Consider the following 16,507-nt stretch of genomic DNA (forward strand, 5'->3'; position numbering starts at 1 on the left):
ATACGCTGGCGGCAGCGGTGGGGACAGGCCGGTGCTGTGGCGAAACGAAAGCTGCCCACCCTGCTCTCGCAGCCTGGGCGCGACAACTCCCGCCGCCAAGACATCATCTCCGCCAACCGCGATCCGGCGACAAGGACACGCAATCATTCCACGTGCCGCGACGACCTTTGCGTGTATGGTGGGCCACGCGGGCGCGACAGGAGCGCCTTTCGATGGAGCATTCGGGAATGGATAACGATCACCTCTGGTACTGCCTCGTCGGCACGAAGGATACCAACACCGGCATGGCCCGCTTCCTGCTCGCCGTCGGCGCATTCATCGTGCTCTTCGGCATCCTCTTCTGGCTCCTCGGCCTCTAGGGCCGTCCGACCTCCATCCCCCGACATCGAGCGTGCAGAAGAAACCGAGCGGATGCGCAGGCGCCCCTCAGGCGTCCGAAGGCGCATGGCTGCGCCCGGCGCCCTTCCGTTTCTCAAAGGGACCAGCCCGCAGCACACCACAAAGCTGCATGCGCCCGCACTTTCCCGCTGTCCCCGCGGGAACAATAGTCGGCCCCGGCCATTTGCTAGAGCAGGTTCAACGAAAGGCCGAAAGGCCTTTGACCGGAAAGCTGAAGGCTTCCGGATCGATCAACGCCCGGTGAAACGAAGGATCAAGGCCGGGCAAGAAGGAAGTCGGAGCAACACCATGCGCATCATCCTGGTAGCCCTTGTCGCCTCAGTCATGAGCATCCTGGTGTTCAAATATGCCGACCATTCGCTCGGCAACACGCAGATCGTTGCAACAGCCGAACAGCTGGCCGCACTTTAAGGTTTCCCCCTTTGATCGAAGGTTTCCCTCTTTGATCGCACTGGAAGCGGAACGATGCTTCGGCCCGGCGCCGCCTACGCTCCCATCTCTGACTGAAGGCGGCACCCGCACCCGCACCCGCACCCGAGGTGCCACCACGGGGATTGCCTTTGTCCAATCGGCGCGAAGGACATCGGTCGCGGTCCGCGTCGCCCGCAAACCGCTACCGTTTCCATCCCAAACGTCTTTTGCCGCTGCCCCGCAGCCGGACCGACAAAGGCACGCCGCCGCCATATCGCGCCCTGCCCGTCCCACCCCGCTTCGGTCGAGCGGTGCAATTGGGAGCGCCCAATTTCGCAACCTCTAATAGACGCCGAACGATCGGAGAACGGTCCGAGCACGAAAGTGGTTTTTTCGTAGCCTCCTCCCCCATTTGGGGGAGGAACATTTCGTGAAACCACCCGAGGCGAAAGCGCACATCTTGCTAACCGCTAAAGTTGTATTACATAGGCATGGGCAACAATTTATACGATTGAATAAATGAACCTTCGTCTCGTCGCCGGCAGCATGTCCGTCGCTCTCCTGTGCATCGTCGCAATCGTCCTGTTCGCGCCGCGAACCGAGCAATACATGAGCTATTCCAAATATGAATGGACCCTGTCGGCGCTGCGCAAGCGCCCGGGCGCACAACCGCAATATGTCGAGGCCTGCGTGTCGGAGTACCTGCCCGACCTCAAGGACGATGCGCTGGAGGGAACGCCCTATTCCAGTCGCGAGGAAATGGCGGAGGACGTCTGCCGGCGCTACTTCAAAGTGTTCGTCGATGGCAGGCTGACCTTCGCCGAGTTCAACCGCTCAATGTACGAGGAACTTCCATTCTCGGTGATCGAGGAAGCAGAGCTCCGGGAGCCACGCCCTCCGCGTAGTGAGTGAAGGCCAAAGGTCTCGCCTCTGCACGCACCGTCGCTGCTGCCTCATCCAGCGCTTCGCAGCGGTCGGTTCCGTCAGCGCTCGCCTGAGAACGCCCCGGACGCGCATTCACTCCACGAGACGACCAGGACGCCGGGCGCCCACCGGCGCCGTCCGCCGATCCCCGGCAAACAGCGGCCCGCCATGCGGCGCCAGCTCATCTTCGGCCAGCCGGATCAAATCCGCCGCCTGTCCTGCACCGGCGTTGCAGATGGCCGCGTCGAAACGCTCGGCAAGGGCCGCGTCGGCCCGCAGGAGCAGCCGCGGCAGCCATTTGCCGCGCCCAGACCAGCGCCCGCGGCCAAGCAACATCAGATCGGCGAGCGGCCGCATCAGTTCGGCGGCAATGGCGCGGATCTCGGCGGCCGGGCGTGGATCGCGCAGATCGTCCACCAGGTCGGTGATCTGGTAGCGCAGTCCGTTGCGGATTTCCGGTGTCAGCGGTGCCGGCCCTTGTTCCAGGCGTTGTCGCGCCTCGGCCTGGAGCGCTTCGGCACGCGCCCGCTCAGGCCCGATCGCAACGCCGCCCGCCACCATGTCCGTAAGCACCGGGCAGCCGCCCGCCATGTCCTGGTCGGCAAACCAGTTGAGCGTCTCGAAATCGTGCACGAAGGCTTCGACCGGAAAGCCGTCGAAATGAAAGCTCTCCCGCCAGGCGGCCGGCAGGGCCTCGTGCAAAACCACCAGGTCGATATCCGAGCTTTCCGTACCCTCGCCGCGCAGGATTGAGCCCGCAACGATCGCAAAGATCGCCTTCGGGAAGCGTTCCGCAAGCACCGCCTCGGCCGCCATCACCGCCCTCGCCGCACGGCCCACGGCCGCTGGCGCGCGCTTTGCCCCCGCATCGGCGGGTACACCCTCGTCGCTCATTCGAGCCTCCAAACGCAAGGACCCTCCCGATATGGCGTCATCACATCGGGAGGGTCCTTGAAGCAGGCGATGGATGCGTATGCTATTGCAGCGTGCGGGTCGGTACAGGCTCTGACGCCGGCTGGCCGACGGCGGCGCCGGCCGGGTTGACGGCTGAGCGTGCGCCATCGAGGCCGGTCGCGACGACGGAAACGCGGAAGGTGCCGTCGAGCGAGCGGTCAAAGATCGAGCCGACGACGATGTCGGCCTCGTCATAGACCTCTTCGCGAATGCGGGTCGCGGCTTCGTCGACTTCGAACAACGTCATGTCCATGCCGCCGGAAATCGAGATCAGCACGCCGCGCGCGCCGCGCATCGACACTTCGTCGAGCAGCGGGTTGGCGATCGCCGCTTCCGCGGCCTTCAGCGCCCGGCCCTCGCCGGTCGCCTCGCCGGTGCCCATCATGGCGCGGCCCATCCCCTTCATGACCGACTTCACGTCGGCGAAGTCGAGGTTGATCAGGCCTTCCTTGACGATGAGGTCGGTGATGCAGCCGACGCCGGAGTAAAGCACGCGGTCTGCGATCACGAAGGCATCGGCAAAGGTGGTCTTGGCATCGGCGATGCGGAAGAGGTTCTGGTTGGGGATGACGATGACGGTGTCAGCCGCTTCGCGCAGGCGTTCGATGCCCTGCTCTGCCGTCTCCATGCGGCGCTTGCCCTCGAAGCTGAAGGGCTTGGTGACGACGCCGACCGTGAGGATGCCCGCCTTGCGCGCGGCCGCCGCGATCACCGGCGCCGCACCCGTGCCGGTGCCGCCGCCCATGCCGGCGGTGACGAAGCACATATGCGTGCCGCCGAGGTGATCCATGATCTCGTCGATCGATTCTTCCGCCGCCGCCCGGCCGACATCCGGCAGCGAGCCGGCGCCGAGGCCTTCGGTCACGGCTGCACCCAGCTGGATGATGCGCGACGACTTCGACATGGCGAGCGCCTGCGCGTCGGTGTTGGCGACCACGAAATCGACGCCCTGAAGCCCTTCGTTGATCATGTTGTTGATGGCGTTGCCGCCACCGCCGCCGACCCCGATCACGGTGATCTTCGGGCGCATTTCGGTGATCGTGGGCTTCTTGAAATCGGTCATGGCTTGTCTCCTAGAGCCAGCGCCTTGCGGGCGCCCGGCAGCGGCGAATCGGGCAGCTTGTATTTTAGGAATTGAAAAAAGCCATGGAGAAGGCAAGCAAAAAGGGCGACGCGCCTATCCACATATGAATTTTAGCGGGGGCGCAGAGGCGGCCGGGATTCCGCCGCAGATTGGCGAAAACATACAAACAATCAAGTCGTTACGCCACATCCACCCCTCACCCTAAACCTCTCCACGCTGCGCGGAGAGAGGGGACGTGGTCGACGGCCGGCTCCCAAACAGGGACGCGCGGCAGCGAAGACCGCTGCCGCGATTGGCTGATCGAGCCTCTTTCCGCTGAGGTTGACGGGCGAGCGAGCGGCTGCCGCAAGCCCCCTTCTCCCCGTCAAAACGGCGAGAAGGTCCCGGCAGGGAATGCGAGGCCGACCGCCGCCCCTGCACTTTGCCCCCTAAGCTTCAAAGCTCGGCCGCGAGCGCACCCGCTCCAGCCAGCCCTGCACGTTCTTGGCCGAGGCCGGGATCTCCATGCCGAAGACGTCGCAGAGCCAGGCGGTAACGCCGGCAGTGATGTCGGCGATCGAGAACTGATCGCCGGCCAGATACGGCCGACCGTCGGAAAGTTCGTCGTCGAGCCAGCCCCATTTCTTCGGCACCGCCACCCGCTCGGTCTCGGCAAAGGCCGGAAACTGCGTCAGCCGTTCGGCAAAGAAGGCATCCGAATGCAGCGCCACATTGCCGACGGTGCCCAGGATCACCAGTTCGGCGCGACGGTTCCACATCTCGATCTTGGCGCGGCTGACGGCATCATGGCCGAAGAGCTGCGGCTCGCGCTTGGTCTCTTCGAGATAACGGCAGATCGCGACGCTCTCGGTAATAATCGTGCCATCGTCGAGCTCCAGCACCGGGATCTGGCCGAGCGAATTGACCGCCAGGAACTCCGGCGCCTTGTGCTCACCCTTGGCGAAATCGACATCCACCATCGGCAGCGAAATCCCCTTCTCCGCCATGAAGATGCGCACGCGATACGAATTCGGTCCCATGCCCTGATAAAGCTTCATCCTATCCTCCTGTCGATGAGGCGACCGCCCCGTTCCTCCTGAGCCGCGTTTAAGCGGGATACTGATTGTTTATAGCAACCGGTTTCATTTAACTCAACGGTTTATTTCGTGGTGTGATGAATTTTGTGGGCTGGCGCGGCAAATGGCGGAATCCCGTCAGTCGTCCCAGGCGGCCGAGCCCAGCCACTTGAAGCGGTCAGGGCGTCATGCTTCCTTCACTTGAAAACAGGAGCTTGCCATGTTTGTCCGATCCGCCGTCGCCTGCCTCGCCCTCCTCCTTGCCGCCGGTCAGGCCACGGCCGCCCTTGCACCGAATTTTCAGCGGGCGCGCGAGTTGAACGCGGTCATCAACGCGGTCGCCGTCGCCGTTCCCAAACACCCGATCGACAAGGTCATCAGCCAGGGCCGCGACCGTTATGCCGTCGTCGCCGGAAAGTGCACGGTCATCGCGAGGATCGTCGGCCTGCCGGCAAAGCCGGGCGTCGTCGGCCCGCGCCAGTTCGAGGTCGAACTCGACAAGCCCGATTGCGAGTGAGCTCACACGGTTGCAGAATTATGGGCGAAAGTCGGTATTTGAAGACGGTATCACGCGCCCGCTGGCAGGAGGTGACCGTCCACCCAGCCCGCAAGCTCCGCCTCTCCCATTTTGCCATCGGCAACGGACCAGATGACGTCACGCACATCCCTCTGGCTGGCATCGAGCCTGTAGCCCAGGATCCCCAGCTGCATCGCAAGCGCAAAGAGCGCGGCGCGCTTGTTGCCATCGGTAAAGCCGTGTGCCTTGGCTATCCCGACGCACACCGCGGCCGCTAGCCTGCCGATCGTGACGCCATCCTCGTAGAGCGCAATGTTGACAGGACGCGCAATCGCGCCACGAATTGCGCCTTCATCCCGGATACCGGGCAAACCTCCGTGCCGCTTGATGGTCAGGTCGTGGGCCTGTACCAAAGCATCGAAGGATATTGGCTTCATTTGGCAAGTTCGGAGAGCGTCCAATCGAAGCGGGCGAAGATATCCTCCGCCGCCTTCATCGAGACGTCGTAGGTTTCATCGGCGCTGGCTGCCAAAGGCGGTTGATCCTGTTTTACGACAACCGTTTGCGCTCGCAGGTTCGAGGCAGGTCGCGAAGATCCGACTACGGATCGAGAAATCACTTCGCTATTGTACTTCAAGATCTCGTGAAAAATGCCGTCCTTGTCGCGGTAAAGCTCACGCTTGTTCGCGGCATCAGCAACTCTTCCCGTTGTCTTCCTGACATTCTTGGCCATAGCTACGATATAGCATTTGGAAGTGGCGTTTCCAAGGAGGCGCTACCGCCTCCTCTCAAAGCCGCCACCCGTGGCTCATCACGAAGCGCGCCGTGTCTCCCGGTATGATCGCCCTGTCGCCAAAGGCTTTCAACGACTGGCCATCCGGCAAAGCCAAGGTCAGGGCAAAACGCTCGCCCTCAAAGACGCAGGAGACGACGCGGAGCGCCATGCCCTCGCCGTCGTGGCGCACGTGTTCCGGGCGCACGAGGACGTCACGAACGGCGCCATCGCCAGCACCTTCCATGCCGACCCCGGCAAGCGCTGTCCGCAGCAGCGGCCATTCGACCGCGCGAGGCGCGCCCTCCGGCACCGCGAGCTTGAGCACCGAGCCGCGGCCGATGAGGCCGCCGACGACGGCGCCTTCGGGTCTGGCGTAGATCTCGGCGGGTGGCGCCATCTGCATCAACCGCCCCTCGGACATCACGGCGACATCGGTCGCAAGCGCCATCGCTTCCGCCTGGTCGTGCGTCACATAGATCATCGTTGCGCCCGAGCGCTCGTGGAAGATGCGGAAGGTCTCCTCCATCGACTTGCGCAAATGCTGGTCGAGATTGGCAAGCGGTTCGTCGAGCAGCACGACGTCCGGCGAAGTCACCAGGCAGCGGGCGAGCGCCACACGCTGGCGCTGACCGCCGGAAAGGGCTGCGGGTCGGCGGTCGGCATAGTCGGTGAGCTTCACCAGCGCCAGGGCATCGGCGACGCTCCGTTGCCACGCCGAGCCCGAAATACCGCGCACCTTCAGCGGATAGCCGACATTTTCGGCCACCGTCATATGCGGCCAGAGCGCATAGGACTGGAACACCATCGCCATGTTGCGCCGCTCCGGCGGCAGCGCCCGCGCGGCATCCGAAAGCCGCCTTTCGCCGAAATCGATCGAGCCGTCGCTCGGCTGCTCGAAGCCGGCGATCATCCGGAGCACCGTCGTCTTGCCGCAGCCGGACGGCCCGAGCAGCGCCAGGAAGCCGCCCTCCCGCACCGTCAGCGACACATCAGACACCGCCGGCCGGCCGCCGCCGAAATTCTTGGTGAGGTGGTTGAGGATCAGTTGCGCCATGGCAGCACGCCTTCCGGGAGATAGTTTGCGAGCGCCTCGAGTGCTGCCATCAACACCACGACCATGACGACCACGAGCACCGAAAGGGCTGCGGCCAGGTCCGACGAACCGCTGTCGTCGAGATTGAAGATGGCAACGCCGAGCGTCTGGGTGCCGGCCGACCAGAGCAGCGCCGAGACCGTCAGCTCGTTGGCGGCAATCAGGAAGACGAGGATGATCGCAGCCCCCGCCGCCGGCGCCACCAAGGGCAGGATCACATCGCGCATCCGCCTGAAGAAACCGGCGCCCGCGAGACGCGCCGCCTCTTCCAGCGACGGGTCCATCTGCAGGAAAGCACTCATCACAGGCTTGAGGCTGACGGCGAGGAACGAGGAGAAATAGGCAATCAGGATGATCCAGATGGTGCCGTAGAGCGAGACCTTGAGGATCGGCAAAGGTGCGGCAAAGGTGAGGATGAAGGCGACGGCGAGCACGATGCCCGGCAACGCATAGGGGATCTCGATCAGGATGCCGAGCGTATTCGAAAGCCACCCCTTGCGCCGGGTCATGAGATAGGCCGCCGGCACCGAGACCGCGAGCAGGCCGAGCGCTGCACTGATGGCAAGGAACATGGAATTGCCGAGCGCCTTCAGCGTCATCGACTGACGAAAGAGGATTTCTTCGTAAGCGCCCAACGACACGGTCTGCCAATTGAGCGGCACGCCGTAGGCCGGCACCAGCGAGCTTGCGACAAGCGCGGCGAGCGGCGCCACCAGCACGAGAAGCAGGATCGCCGCGAGGAGCAGTTCGACGACCAGGCGGAAGCGGCCGAGCGAAAAGGCCGCATTCGCGCCGGAAAGGCCGATGATGCGGTAGTCCCGGCCGACAAGCGCCTTTTGCTGCAGCATCAAGCCGGCCGCGGCAATGAAGGCGATGAGGCTGGAGAGCAGCGCGATCTCGCCGAAGGTGCCGGCGCCGAAGCTGGCAAGCCGCGTATAGATCAGGGTCGGCAGCACCTCGATTCCTGCCGGAATGCCGAGGATCGCCGGAATGCCGAAATTGCCGACGCCGGAAACGAAGGCGATCGCAGCGCCTGCAATCAACCCCGGCAGCGACAGCGGTGCGACGATGTCGCGAAAGACGCGAAGCGGCGTGGCCCCGGCAAGCCGTGCCGCCTCCACCCCGTCGCGCGGCGAGGCGGAAAGCCCGGCTTTCAGCGCCAGGAAGACCAGCGGCGCATGCTGCACGCCGAGAAGCAGCGATATGCCCATGAGCGAATAGAGCGGCTGCGGGCTGCCGAGCGGCGGCGCGATGCCGAGCGTCTTTAACAGCGGGCTCGCCGGGCCCGTCATCTCCACCCACGCAAGGGCCGTCACCTGCGGCGGGATCATCATCGGCAGCATGAAGGCGAAGCTGAGCGTAAGCTTGCCGCGCACATCCGTCAGCGCCACCAAGAAGGCAAAGAGCGCGCCGATGACGACGGAGACGACCATGCCGCCAGTCGCGGTCAAAAGCGTGTTGCGGATCGCCGCAAAGGTCGCGGGCTCCGTGAGCACCCCGATCGACCGTCCGGAGACGAGCCCGGAAAAACCGGCCCTCGCCAGGCTGAAGAGCGGCAGCAGGCAGAGAAGAAACAGGCAGGCGAGAACGAAGGGCGCCAGCCAGCGCGGCTCGGCAGCGGGGCTGGCGCCTACCCGTAGCTTGGGCGCGCCCATCGTCCGGCCTTGAATGGGAAAGCGCAGCCAGCGGGGCCGGCTGCGCGCATCGTTACGTTTCAGCATTGAACCGATCAGTTCGTGCCGAAGATGCCGGAGAAGGTTTTGAGGTCCGCGTCGGAATTCTTCACGGCCTCGGCCGCATTGACCGGCAGCACCTTGATCGTCTCGCGCGCCGGATAGCCCTCAGGCAATGCCACGCCGTTGCGGGCCGGGATATAGCCCATCTTCACCGCCGTCTTCTGGCCTTCCTCGGACAGGAGGAAGTCGACGAACTTCTTGGAAGCCTCGACGTTCTTGGCGGTCTTCAGGATACCGACCGGCTCGGTCACGGCAGACACGCCCTCGGCCGGAAAGACGAATTCCACCGGGGCGCCCTTGGCCTTCTCGCGGATCGCCATGAAATCGACGAGCATGCCATAGGCTTTCTCACCGGTCGCAACCGCCTTCAAGACGCCGCCATTGCCGCCGGCAGCCGTGGCGCCGTTTGCGGCGAGCGCCTTGTAGTAGTCCCAGCCGAGGCCATCGATGCCGGTCAGGGTCTGCGCGTGGATGAGAGCGGCACCCGAGGTCAGCGGGCTCGGCATGGTGACAAGGCCCTTGGCTTCCGGCTTCGCGAGGTCCTGCCAGCCTTCAGGCTTCATGGCGGCAGACGTGTTGTAGACGATCCCGGTCGTGATCATCTTGGTCGAGTAATAGGCGCCGTCGGCATCATAGAGTGCCGCGTCGTAATTCGCCGCTTCCGGCGACTTGTAGTCGGCGAGATGGCCGGCTTCCTTCAGCCGCTGCATCGTCACGGTGTCGGCGATCAGAAGCACGTCGGCCACCGGATTGCCGGCCTCGATCTCGGCCATCAGCTTGGCCATGATCTTCGTCGTGCCCTCGCGCACCCATTCCACTTCGATGCCGAGATTGGCCGCCTGGAACGCATCGACCGTCGCCTGCGCATCCTCGTTCGGCTGGCTGGTATAGAGCACCAGGCTTTCGGCATAGGCCGCGGTCGAAAGCAGGCCTGCGACAACGGCGCCGGCAAGGACGGAGACAAACGATTTCATGGATATACCCTCGTGTTGAAACTGGCGCCGAGGGATAGGGCCACCCTTTTACAGGGGTATGACAGAACCGGGGGGAAGCGTAATCGGCGATCCTCGACGCGTCTCGCGCAAATATGCGCGGCGGATTCACGCGACGGACCTAGCGTGGCCCAGTCGACATCTGACTGCGGTGGCGCACATAGGCATTGGCCAGCGTGTATAGAAACTCGCGGTCGCTGTAGTGCGCATAGTCGTCCAGCCTGTAGACCCGCGCGAAGTTCCGGGCGGCGACCTCGAACTCCGGTCCGAACGCATTGTCGACATCGCCGAAGTAAAAGCCGATGGCCTTCAGATATTTCTGGATGAGGCGAAGGTCGCCCTCCTCCGACTGGATGGTCAGCTTGTTGAACTCGTTGGTGGTGAAGATCGACAGATCGTCATTGGTGTTGCGGTACTCGAAGGTCACGACATAGCCGAGGTTTTCCGCAGCGATGAAGGCGTGCATCGTCTTCAGGATGACGTTGTAATCGACAGGCCTCCCGCTCAACGGCGCCATGCCGCGGTTGAAGAACAGCATCATCGAGGCGATCCGCGACGTCATGGAAAAGGGACTGCTTGGCGAGTAGCCCAGTACCTCGAAGACGCAGCCGTCGGCCTCATAGTCCTCGGCCGGATCGAGCACCCGGCGCAGGTACTCGTCGTCGACCCCGGTGATCCGGTTGTCCTCGCCATAGTGAAGCCGCCCCTTGATGTACTCGCCCTTTTTGCCGGAAGCCTGCCCCGCCTCGACGGCCAGTTCGCGAATGGCCATGCCGAGCCGGCCCATCAGCATCGTCGCGATCACCGCCTCCACCGCGGCCTTCTCCATGCCGTTTCTGGGAATGACCGCCGTGCCGTGGCCGACATAGGCATCGAGCGCGCCGAAGGTCGCCCCGAATTCCCCCTGCAACTGGCCGTACCAGTTGGGCAAAAGCGCCTTCAGCGCAAAGCTTCGCCGCTCCAGCTTCCGCCACAGCGCCGCAAAGTCGTTGATGGTGATCTCGAAGACGTACGGAATATCGAGTGCGGCATTGAATTCGTCCGCCATTGAGTACCTCCCGAAGCACTCGGCACCGCCACCTGAAATAGAGTGGTCCCCCCAGCCTACACTCACATATCGACCGAGGGCGTCATAGTCATCCAAACGGGTTAGAAAAGGCACGCGGGACCCGGTTCGGCCGGTTTGTCCACACTTACTTTTCAAGAAGAAGAACACGGGCCTTTCAAGAAGCACCTCACGGGCTTTTCAGGAAGAGCCTTGTCGCCGTCGGTCTGCGGGCAGCACCTGAAATCAGGAGACCGGCACCTCATCGGTCGCAGACTGCAACGCGCCTCTGATCTCGATGGCGCCGTCGACGAACCGTTCGAATTCGTCTGCCTCCAGCGGAAAGTATTGATAGTTGCCCGAGGACGTCATCGCGAGCACGACATAAAGGCGGCCGCTCCCGCTTTCGCGCTTCATGCGTAGCGAGAGGACGCAGTTGCCGTTCATGATTGGAACGTCGGATTTCCGGATGACCTGCCCGGTCATCACCCACTTGAGCGACTTGAATAGCCCCACCATCGCGTCATGCGCCCCTTTCCTTCGCCAGCCACCGCGTCGATCGCCCGGTACAGCCACCCCGTTCGGACGCAGGTCGTTTCTACTTATATTAGAAGATGAACATTTTATCCACACACAGCCATCGACCGATGCCGCCCGAATTTTCTTGAAGAAAAATTAGGCGCGATGTCACACCGGGCTAAGCTCGCTCGTCATGGTATCGGAACCAACGAAAGGAAACGGAACCATGACTGCCAAGATCGACCTTTTCGCCGCTGCCCCGCAACTGATGAAGAGCTGGACAAGCGTCTCGGTGGCCGTTGCCGCGAGCCTCGACACCACCATCATCGAACTCGTGAAAATCCGCGCCTCGCAGATCAACGGCTGCGCCAACTGCATCAACATGCACACCCAGGAGGCCCGCGAAAAGGGCGAGACGGAACAGCGCATCTACCTGCTTTCCGCCTGGCGCGAAGCACCCTGCTATTCCGATCGCGAGCGCGCCGCGCTAGGCTGGACCGAAGCGCTGACTCGCCTGTCCGAGGGCCACGGCCACGAAGCGGCCTATCAGGCGCTGAAGGACCATTTCACCGAGGAGGAACAGGTGAAACTTACGCTGATGATCAACGTCATCAACGGCTGGAACCGTCTCGCCGTCGGCTTCGGCCTCTGGGTCGACCCGGCAGCCGCCAAGGCCGCCGCGCAGGCTGCCGCCTGATGGCGGTGAGCGCCCATGAGGACGCAGCGGCGGTCTTCGATCCGCTGCGTCCAAAACTCGTCCGCGTCGCCTACCGCATGCTCGGCTCGGTCGCCGATGCGGAGGACATGGTGCAGGAGGCCTTCATCCGCTGGATGGGGGCCGACCGCACCTCCGTGCGTGAGCCGGAAGCCTTCCTGCGCCGCACCGTCACGAGGCTCTGCCTCGACCAGTTGAAATCCGCGCGCCTCAAGCGCGAGACCTATGTCGGCCCCTGGCTTCCCGAACCTGTCGTCGAGGAAGAGCCGGAGGACGACGTCACCCTGCCCCTGATGCTGGCGCTCGAACGCCTATCGCCCTTGGAGCGCGCCGCCTTCCTGCTGCACGACGTCTTCGGCCAGAGTTTTGACGAGGTGGCCGTGACGATCGAGCGCGACGCCGCTGCCTGCCGCCAGCTGGCAGCCCGCGCCCGCACCCATGTGCGCGCGGAACGCCCCCGCTTTGAGATCGAGCAGCAGCGGGGCCTCGAACTTGCCAACGCCTTCTTTGCAGCCTCCCGCCACGGCGACATGAAGACGCTCGGCGCGATGCTCGCAGCCGATGTCAGCGTGCATGCCGACGGCGGCGGCAAACGCCCGGCCGCAATGCAGCCGATCCTCGGCTTCGATGCGGTGATGAAGGTGCACGAGCAACTGGCCGCCCTGTTTGCCAAGCACGGCTCGACGCTGGTGCGCGCCGGCTTCATCAACGGCCTGCCCGGCTTCGTCACCCGCGAGGCCGACGGCGAGCTGCAGACGACCGCGCTGGAGATCAAGGACGGCAAGGTCGCGGCGATCTATGTGGTGCGCAATCCGGACAAGCTGGCGCATCTGCATTAGCGCCAAGCTGTCGCGACCTGTCGCCTCGCGTTTCAATTGTCGGAGCGCTGGCCCTCGATAGAGGCACGCGGATCGGCACCCAAGGAACGATCCCTCTGTTTGACATGGCGTGCGGTGCCGGAGGGCGCCGCATAGAACGCGACGTCCCTCCAACGTCCCAAATGCCCAGCAGGCGCTAAGCCGCCCGCCCCCGCTCGGCACCACCCGCTTCGGGTATCCGCGCGATCACCTTGATCTCGAAATCGAAGCCGGCGAGCCAATTGACGCCGATGGCCGTCCAGTTCGGATAGGGTTTTTCGGAAAAGACGCGATCCTTGACCGCCAGGATCGTTTCGAACTGGTTCTCCGGATCGGTGTGGAAGCTCGTCACGTCGACGATGTCGTCGAAGGTGGCGCCCGCCGCCTTCAGCGTCGCTTCGAGATTGTCGAAGGCGCGCTCCACCTGGCGGGCGAAGTCCGGCTCCGGCGTGCCGTCCTCGCGGCTGCCGACCTGGCCGGAAACGAACAGCAGATCGCCGGAACGGATAGCTGCGGAGTAACGGTGCTGCTCGTAGAGCGCATGCCGGCCGGCGGGAAAGATTGCGTCGCGTGACGTCATGGGACTTGCCTTTCTGGTTTACGGGATCGGCACAAAGGAGGACGAGCGGGATGCCGGGCCCTCCTTCACAAATGCCTTCCAATTTGATATACGGCACGTATCTGAAATAGCGAAATACGACGCGTATGTCAAATCCATATACGCACCGTATCTGAAATTGAGGGCAATGATGGCCAGAAGCCGCCAGGAAACGATGGAGGAAAACCGCGCGAAGCTGATTTCGGCGGGGCGCAAGGCCTTTGCGGAAAAGGGTTATGCCGCCGCCTCGATGGATGAGTTGACCGCCGATGTCGGGCTGACGCGCGGCGCGCTCTATCACAATTTCGGCGACAAGCGCGGGCTGCTGGCCGCGGTCGTCACCCAGATCGACGGCGAGATGGCCGCCCGCGCCAAGGAGATCGGCGCCGGGGCCGCAGCGGGCGACCACTGGCAGGCGATGCTTGCCGAAGGGGCCGCCTATATCGAGATGGCGCTGGATCCCGAGGTGCAGCGCATCGTGCTGCTCGATGGCCCGGCCGTGCTCGGCGATCCCTCGAAATGGCCGAGCCAGAACAGCTGCCTGCTGGCGACGAAGCGGTCGGTGGAGCATCTGCTGGACAAGGGCGTGTTGAAGCCGGTCGATGCGGAAGCGGCCGCACGCCTGCTCAGCGGGGCTGCGCTCAACGCCGCCCTCTGGGTTGCCGCCAGCGACGAGCCGAAGACGGTTCTGCCGAAAGCGATCGACGCCTTCCGCGCCATGGCGACCGGGCTGCTCGCGGATCGCTGATCCGCCAACGAACCGGTCTCGACGACCGCCGTGGTGCAGACTATCCGCGCGTGCCGGCCAGTTCCCAGAGATCGATGCCGCCCGAGCGCCCCTTCACATGCACCATGCCCATCGCGCGGAAGTCGAAGAGATCGGCAACGGCGGAATGCACCGCCCCGCTCACCAGGATCGAGGTGTTGTATTCCTTGTTCAGCCCTTCGAGCCGCGAAGCGACGTTGATCGTGTCGCCCATGGCCGTGTATTGCTGGCGCGCAATCGCACCGAAGCTGCCGACGACCGCCGGGCCCGTATGCACGCCAAAGCGCGTGAACAGTTCCGGACGGCCACCCTTGCGGTTGGTCTCGTTGAGGCGATCGACCGCCGCCTTCATCGCCAGCGCGCAATGACAGCCATTCTCGATGTGCTGCGGATCGGCAACCGGCGCGTTCCAGATGACGAAGATGCTGTCGCCGAGATACTGGATCACCGTTCCGTGGTACTGCTCGGCCACCGTGTTCAGCATCTCGAAATAGGCCGAGAGGATATCGACGACCTCCTCGGGCGAATGCTGTTCGGAGATGGTGGTAAAGTCGCGCACGTCGGTGAAAAGCGCCGTCACTTCCTGTCTCCTGCCGCGAACCGCCGCGCCGCCCTCGGGATCGATGATCCGGCGAACCACCTCGCGCGGAACGTAAAGCGCAAACTGGACGATGGCGCGCCGGCTGGCGGAAAGCGCGCCGCCAAGCGTGTTGATCTCGGTAATCCAGGAATGCGGGGCGTCGTTGCTGGCAAAATTCAGGTCGCCGATCCGCCGCGCCTCGTCGGCAAGGTGATAGAGCTTGCGGCTGATCACCCGTGACAGCATCAGCGAGCCGATGACACCCGCCACCAGCAGGCTCCCGGCAATCATCAGGTTGCGCACCAGCAGCCGGTTTGCCTGCGCCACCAGGTCCTGCAGCGGCACGACGATTGCGACCGAGCTGCCCTTGAACAGGCCGGCAACGCTGACCGGCGCGATCTGCACCAGATAGCGCTCGCCGGCAAACTCGGCCTCTGTAAGCCCCCCACCCACATAGGCGGGGTCCTTGCGCAGCCCGGCGACGACGTCGAGGCTCGGATCGAGGCTGTGCATATCGGCCCCGCGCCCGCCCGACCAGGCCCCGAGGATCATGCTCATGACCGCGGGATCGGAATGGGCGACGAGGTTGTTGTCGCTGCCGATGACATAGGACCGGGCCCGCGGCGAGATTTCGCGCGCATCGAGCAGGCGGCTGACGGTCTGCAGGTGAATGTTGGTGCCCACCACGATGCCGCGGGTCCCCCGCAGCGGCGCTGCCAGCGCCAGGGTCGGCACCTTGAGCGTGCCCGTGACATAGGGCCCGACGGAAACCGGACCGGCGGTTCGAAGGGCCGCCTGATACCAGGGGCTCTGACGCGGGTCGAAACTCGTGCGCTCGAACGGACGTTCCCCGATCTGCTTGGCGCCAGCGTCGAGGAAGCGAAGCGTCGAGACTGTGCCCGCGTCCTGCCCATGGGCAAGCAGGCGGACCGCAAAGGCCGTCCCCACAGGCGCTTCGAGCGCCTGGCGCACATAGTCTCGCTCCGTATTGATCACCTGCAGGTAGGAGCCGTCGGGATAGCCGGCATAGATGCTCGTCGCGTTGGAAACGCTTCTGAGCACCTCCAGGAAGAATTGCTCCTTTGGCTCCAGGTCGCCGGGTGGCGCGACGGCCAGCTGCGGCACGGTGGACGCAAGCGCCACCGCCTCGTGGCCGCCTTCGAGCGCATTCCTGTAGCCCTCGATCAGCCGCAGGCTCATCTCGCGCATGTGCTTCTCGCCGGCAAGGATCGCCGCTTGCCGCCCCTGGCTGAAGGCCATCCAGATGATCGGCGTTGCCGTTAAGACGAGCAGCGCGACCACGAGCACGCTGAGATGCACCCTGAGAGGCCTGGACCAGTTCACGCAATTCCCCCGAAACGCGACTGTACGCCGGCGACCCTAGCACCTGCATTCATAAGGAGGAATGCATATTCTTTCAAAGAAATAGGCCATTTCATGCCCTGACGAGAGAATGAAATGGCCCTGTTCAGGTGAAGGCTTTTCTT

The 16,507-nt window shown here is 63.9% G+C and carries 19 protein-coding genes; 7 read left to right on the forward strand and 12 right to left on the reverse strand.

Annotated features, from left to right (window positions below):
- Positions 1-227: 227 nt before the first annotated feature.
- The 3 genes from ACIQUG_RS05835 (at position 228) to ACIQUG_RS05845 (ending at position 1,722) form a co-directional block, all read left to right on the forward strand.
- Positions 228-359 (forward strand): hypothetical protein, encoded by a 132-nt coding sequence (locus ACIQUG_RS05835; RefSeq protein WP_256364289.1) that lies wholly within the window; start codon positions 228-230, stop codon positions 357-359.
- A gap of 328 nt (positions 360-687) precedes the next feature.
- On the forward strand, positions 688-810 hold the full coding sequence (locus ACIQUG_RS05840; RefSeq protein ID WP_255380501.1) for a hypothetical protein: 123 nt from the start codon (positions 688-690) through the stop codon (positions 808-810).
- 519 nt (positions 811-1,329) lie between these two features.
- Positions 1,330-1,722 carry a hypothetical protein gene (locus ACIQUG_RS05845; protein ID WP_402318453.1) on the forward strand — a complete coding sequence of 131 codons (393 nt, stop codon included), beginning with the start codon at positions 1,330-1,332 and terminating at the stop codon, positions 1,720-1,722.
- 105 nt (positions 1,723-1,827) lie between these two features.
- Here ACIQUG_RS05845 and ACIQUG_RS05850 read toward each other — a convergent pair whose 3' ends face one another.
- From ACIQUG_RS05850 to ACIQUG_RS05860, 3 genes are all read right to left on the reverse strand, one after another.
- On the reverse strand, positions 1,828-2,628 hold the full coding sequence (locus tag ACIQUG_RS05850; protein ID WP_402318456.1) for a nucleotidyltransferase domain-containing protein: 801 nt from the start codon (positions 2,626-2,628) through the stop codon (positions 1,828-1,830).
- An 82-nt stretch (positions 2,629-2,710) separates the two neighbouring features.
- The gene (ftsZ, locus tag ACIQUG_RS05855; RefSeq protein WP_402318459.1) at positions 2,711-3,751 is read right to left on the reverse strand and encodes a cell division protein FtsZ; all 1,041 of its coding nucleotides are present in this window, start codon (positions 3,749-3,751) and stop codon (positions 2,711-2,713) included.
- A gap of 449 nt (positions 3,752-4,200) precedes the next feature.
- The gene (locus ACIQUG_RS05860) at positions 4,201-4,809 is read right to left on the reverse strand and encodes a glutathione S-transferase family protein (protein ID WP_402318461.1); all 609 of its coding nucleotides are present in this window, start codon (positions 4,807-4,809) and stop codon (positions 4,201-4,203) included.
- Positions 4,810-5,047: 238 nt separating this feature from the next.
- Between ACIQUG_RS05860 and ACIQUG_RS05865 the strand changes: the two genes are divergently transcribed.
- Positions 5,048-5,344: a hypothetical protein gene (locus ACIQUG_RS05865; protein ID WP_402318464.1), complete on the forward strand. Its 297-nt coding sequence runs from the start codon at positions 5,048-5,050 to the stop codon at positions 5,342-5,344.
- A 50-nt stretch (positions 5,345-5,394) separates the two neighbouring features.
- Here ACIQUG_RS05865 and ACIQUG_RS05870 read toward each other — a convergent pair whose 3' ends face one another.
- The 7 genes from ACIQUG_RS05870 to ACIQUG_RS05900 all read right to left on the reverse strand — a co-directional run bounded on the left by ACIQUG_RS05870 (position 5,395) and on the right by ACIQUG_RS05900 (position 11,504).
- Entirely contained in the window at positions 5,395-5,781 is a 387-nt protein-coding gene (locus tag ACIQUG_RS05870; protein WP_402318467.1) for a type II toxin-antitoxin system death-on-curing family toxin, read from the reverse strand.
- Positions 5,778-6,077, reverse strand: coding sequence for a hypothetical protein (locus ACIQUG_RS05875; protein WP_402318469.1), 300 nt, complete (start codon positions 6,075-6,077; stop codon positions 5,778-5,780). Before ACIQUG_RS05875 ends, ACIQUG_RS05870 begins: the two co-directional genes overlap by 4 nt.
- A 55-nt stretch (positions 6,078-6,132) precedes the next feature.
- Positions 6,133-7,173, reverse strand: coding sequence for an ABC transporter ATP-binding protein (locus ACIQUG_RS05880; RefSeq protein ID WP_402318472.1), 1,041 nt, complete (start codon positions 7,171-7,173; stop codon positions 6,133-6,135).
- On the reverse strand, positions 7,161-8,867 hold the full coding sequence (locus ACIQUG_RS05885) for an ABC transporter permease (RefSeq protein ID WP_402320587.1): 1,707 nt from the start codon (positions 8,865-8,867) through the stop codon (positions 7,161-7,163). The genes ACIQUG_RS05880 and ACIQUG_RS05885 overlap by 13 nt, the downstream gene beginning before the upstream one ends.
- A gap of 74 nt (positions 8,868-8,941) precedes the next feature.
- Entirely contained in the window at positions 8,942-9,922 is a 981-nt protein-coding gene (locus ACIQUG_RS05890; RefSeq protein ID WP_402318474.1) for an ABC transporter substrate-binding protein, read from the reverse strand.
- A gap of 139 nt (positions 9,923-10,061) precedes the next feature.
- Entirely contained in the window at positions 10,062-10,988 is a 927-nt protein-coding gene (locus tag ACIQUG_RS05895) for a peptidoglycan-binding domain-containing protein (protein ID WP_402318477.1), read from the reverse strand.
- Positions 10,989-11,231: 243 nt separating this feature from the next.
- The gene (locus tag ACIQUG_RS05900; RefSeq protein ID WP_402318479.1) at positions 11,232-11,504 is read right to left on the reverse strand and encodes a hypothetical protein; all 273 of its coding nucleotides are present in this window, start codon (positions 11,502-11,504) and stop codon (positions 11,232-11,234) included.
- Positions 11,505-11,730: 226 nt separating this feature from the next.
- On the opposite strand from ACIQUG_RS05900, the gene ACIQUG_RS05905 reads away from it, so the two are divergent.
- Positions 11,731-12,201, forward strand: a complete 471-nt coding sequence (locus ACIQUG_RS05905; protein ID WP_402318482.1) for a carboxymuconolactone decarboxylase family protein — start codon at positions 11,731-11,733, stop codon at positions 12,199-12,201.
- Positions 12,201-13,058 carry a sigma-70 family RNA polymerase sigma factor gene (locus ACIQUG_RS05910; protein WP_402318485.1) on the forward strand — a complete coding sequence of 286 codons (858 nt, stop codon included), beginning with the start codon at positions 12,201-12,203 and terminating at the stop codon, positions 13,056-13,058. Before ACIQUG_RS05905 ends, ACIQUG_RS05910 begins: the two co-directional genes overlap by 1 nt.
- Before the next feature lie 175 nt (positions 13,059-13,233).
- On the opposite strand, the gene ACIQUG_RS05915 is transcribed toward ACIQUG_RS05910, so the two are convergent.
- Positions 13,234-13,656, reverse strand: coding sequence for a RidA family protein (locus tag ACIQUG_RS05915; RefSeq protein WP_402318487.1), 423 nt, complete (start codon positions 13,654-13,656; stop codon positions 13,234-13,236).
- 169 nt (positions 13,657-13,825) lie between these two features.
- On the opposite strand from ACIQUG_RS05915, the gene ACIQUG_RS05920 reads away from it, so the two are divergent.
- Complete coding sequence (locus tag ACIQUG_RS05920) at positions 13,826-14,422, forward strand: TetR/AcrR family transcriptional regulator (protein ID WP_192447176.1); 597 nt, start codon at positions 13,826-13,828, stop codon at positions 14,420-14,422.
- 40 nt (positions 14,423-14,462) lie between these two features.
- Here the strand turns inward: ACIQUG_RS05920 and ACIQUG_RS05925 are convergent, their stop codons facing one another.
- The gene (locus tag ACIQUG_RS05925; RefSeq protein WP_402318490.1) at positions 14,463-16,364 is read right to left on the reverse strand and encodes an adenylate/guanylate cyclase domain-containing protein; all 1,902 of its coding nucleotides are present in this window, start codon (positions 16,362-16,364) and stop codon (positions 14,463-14,465) included.
- Positions 16,365-16,507 lie beyond the last annotated feature (143 nt).

This window comes from Ensifer sp. NPDC090286, assembly GCF_044769565.1.
GTDB lineage: Bacteria > Pseudomonadota > Alphaproteobacteria > Rhizobiales > Rhizobiaceae > Ensifer.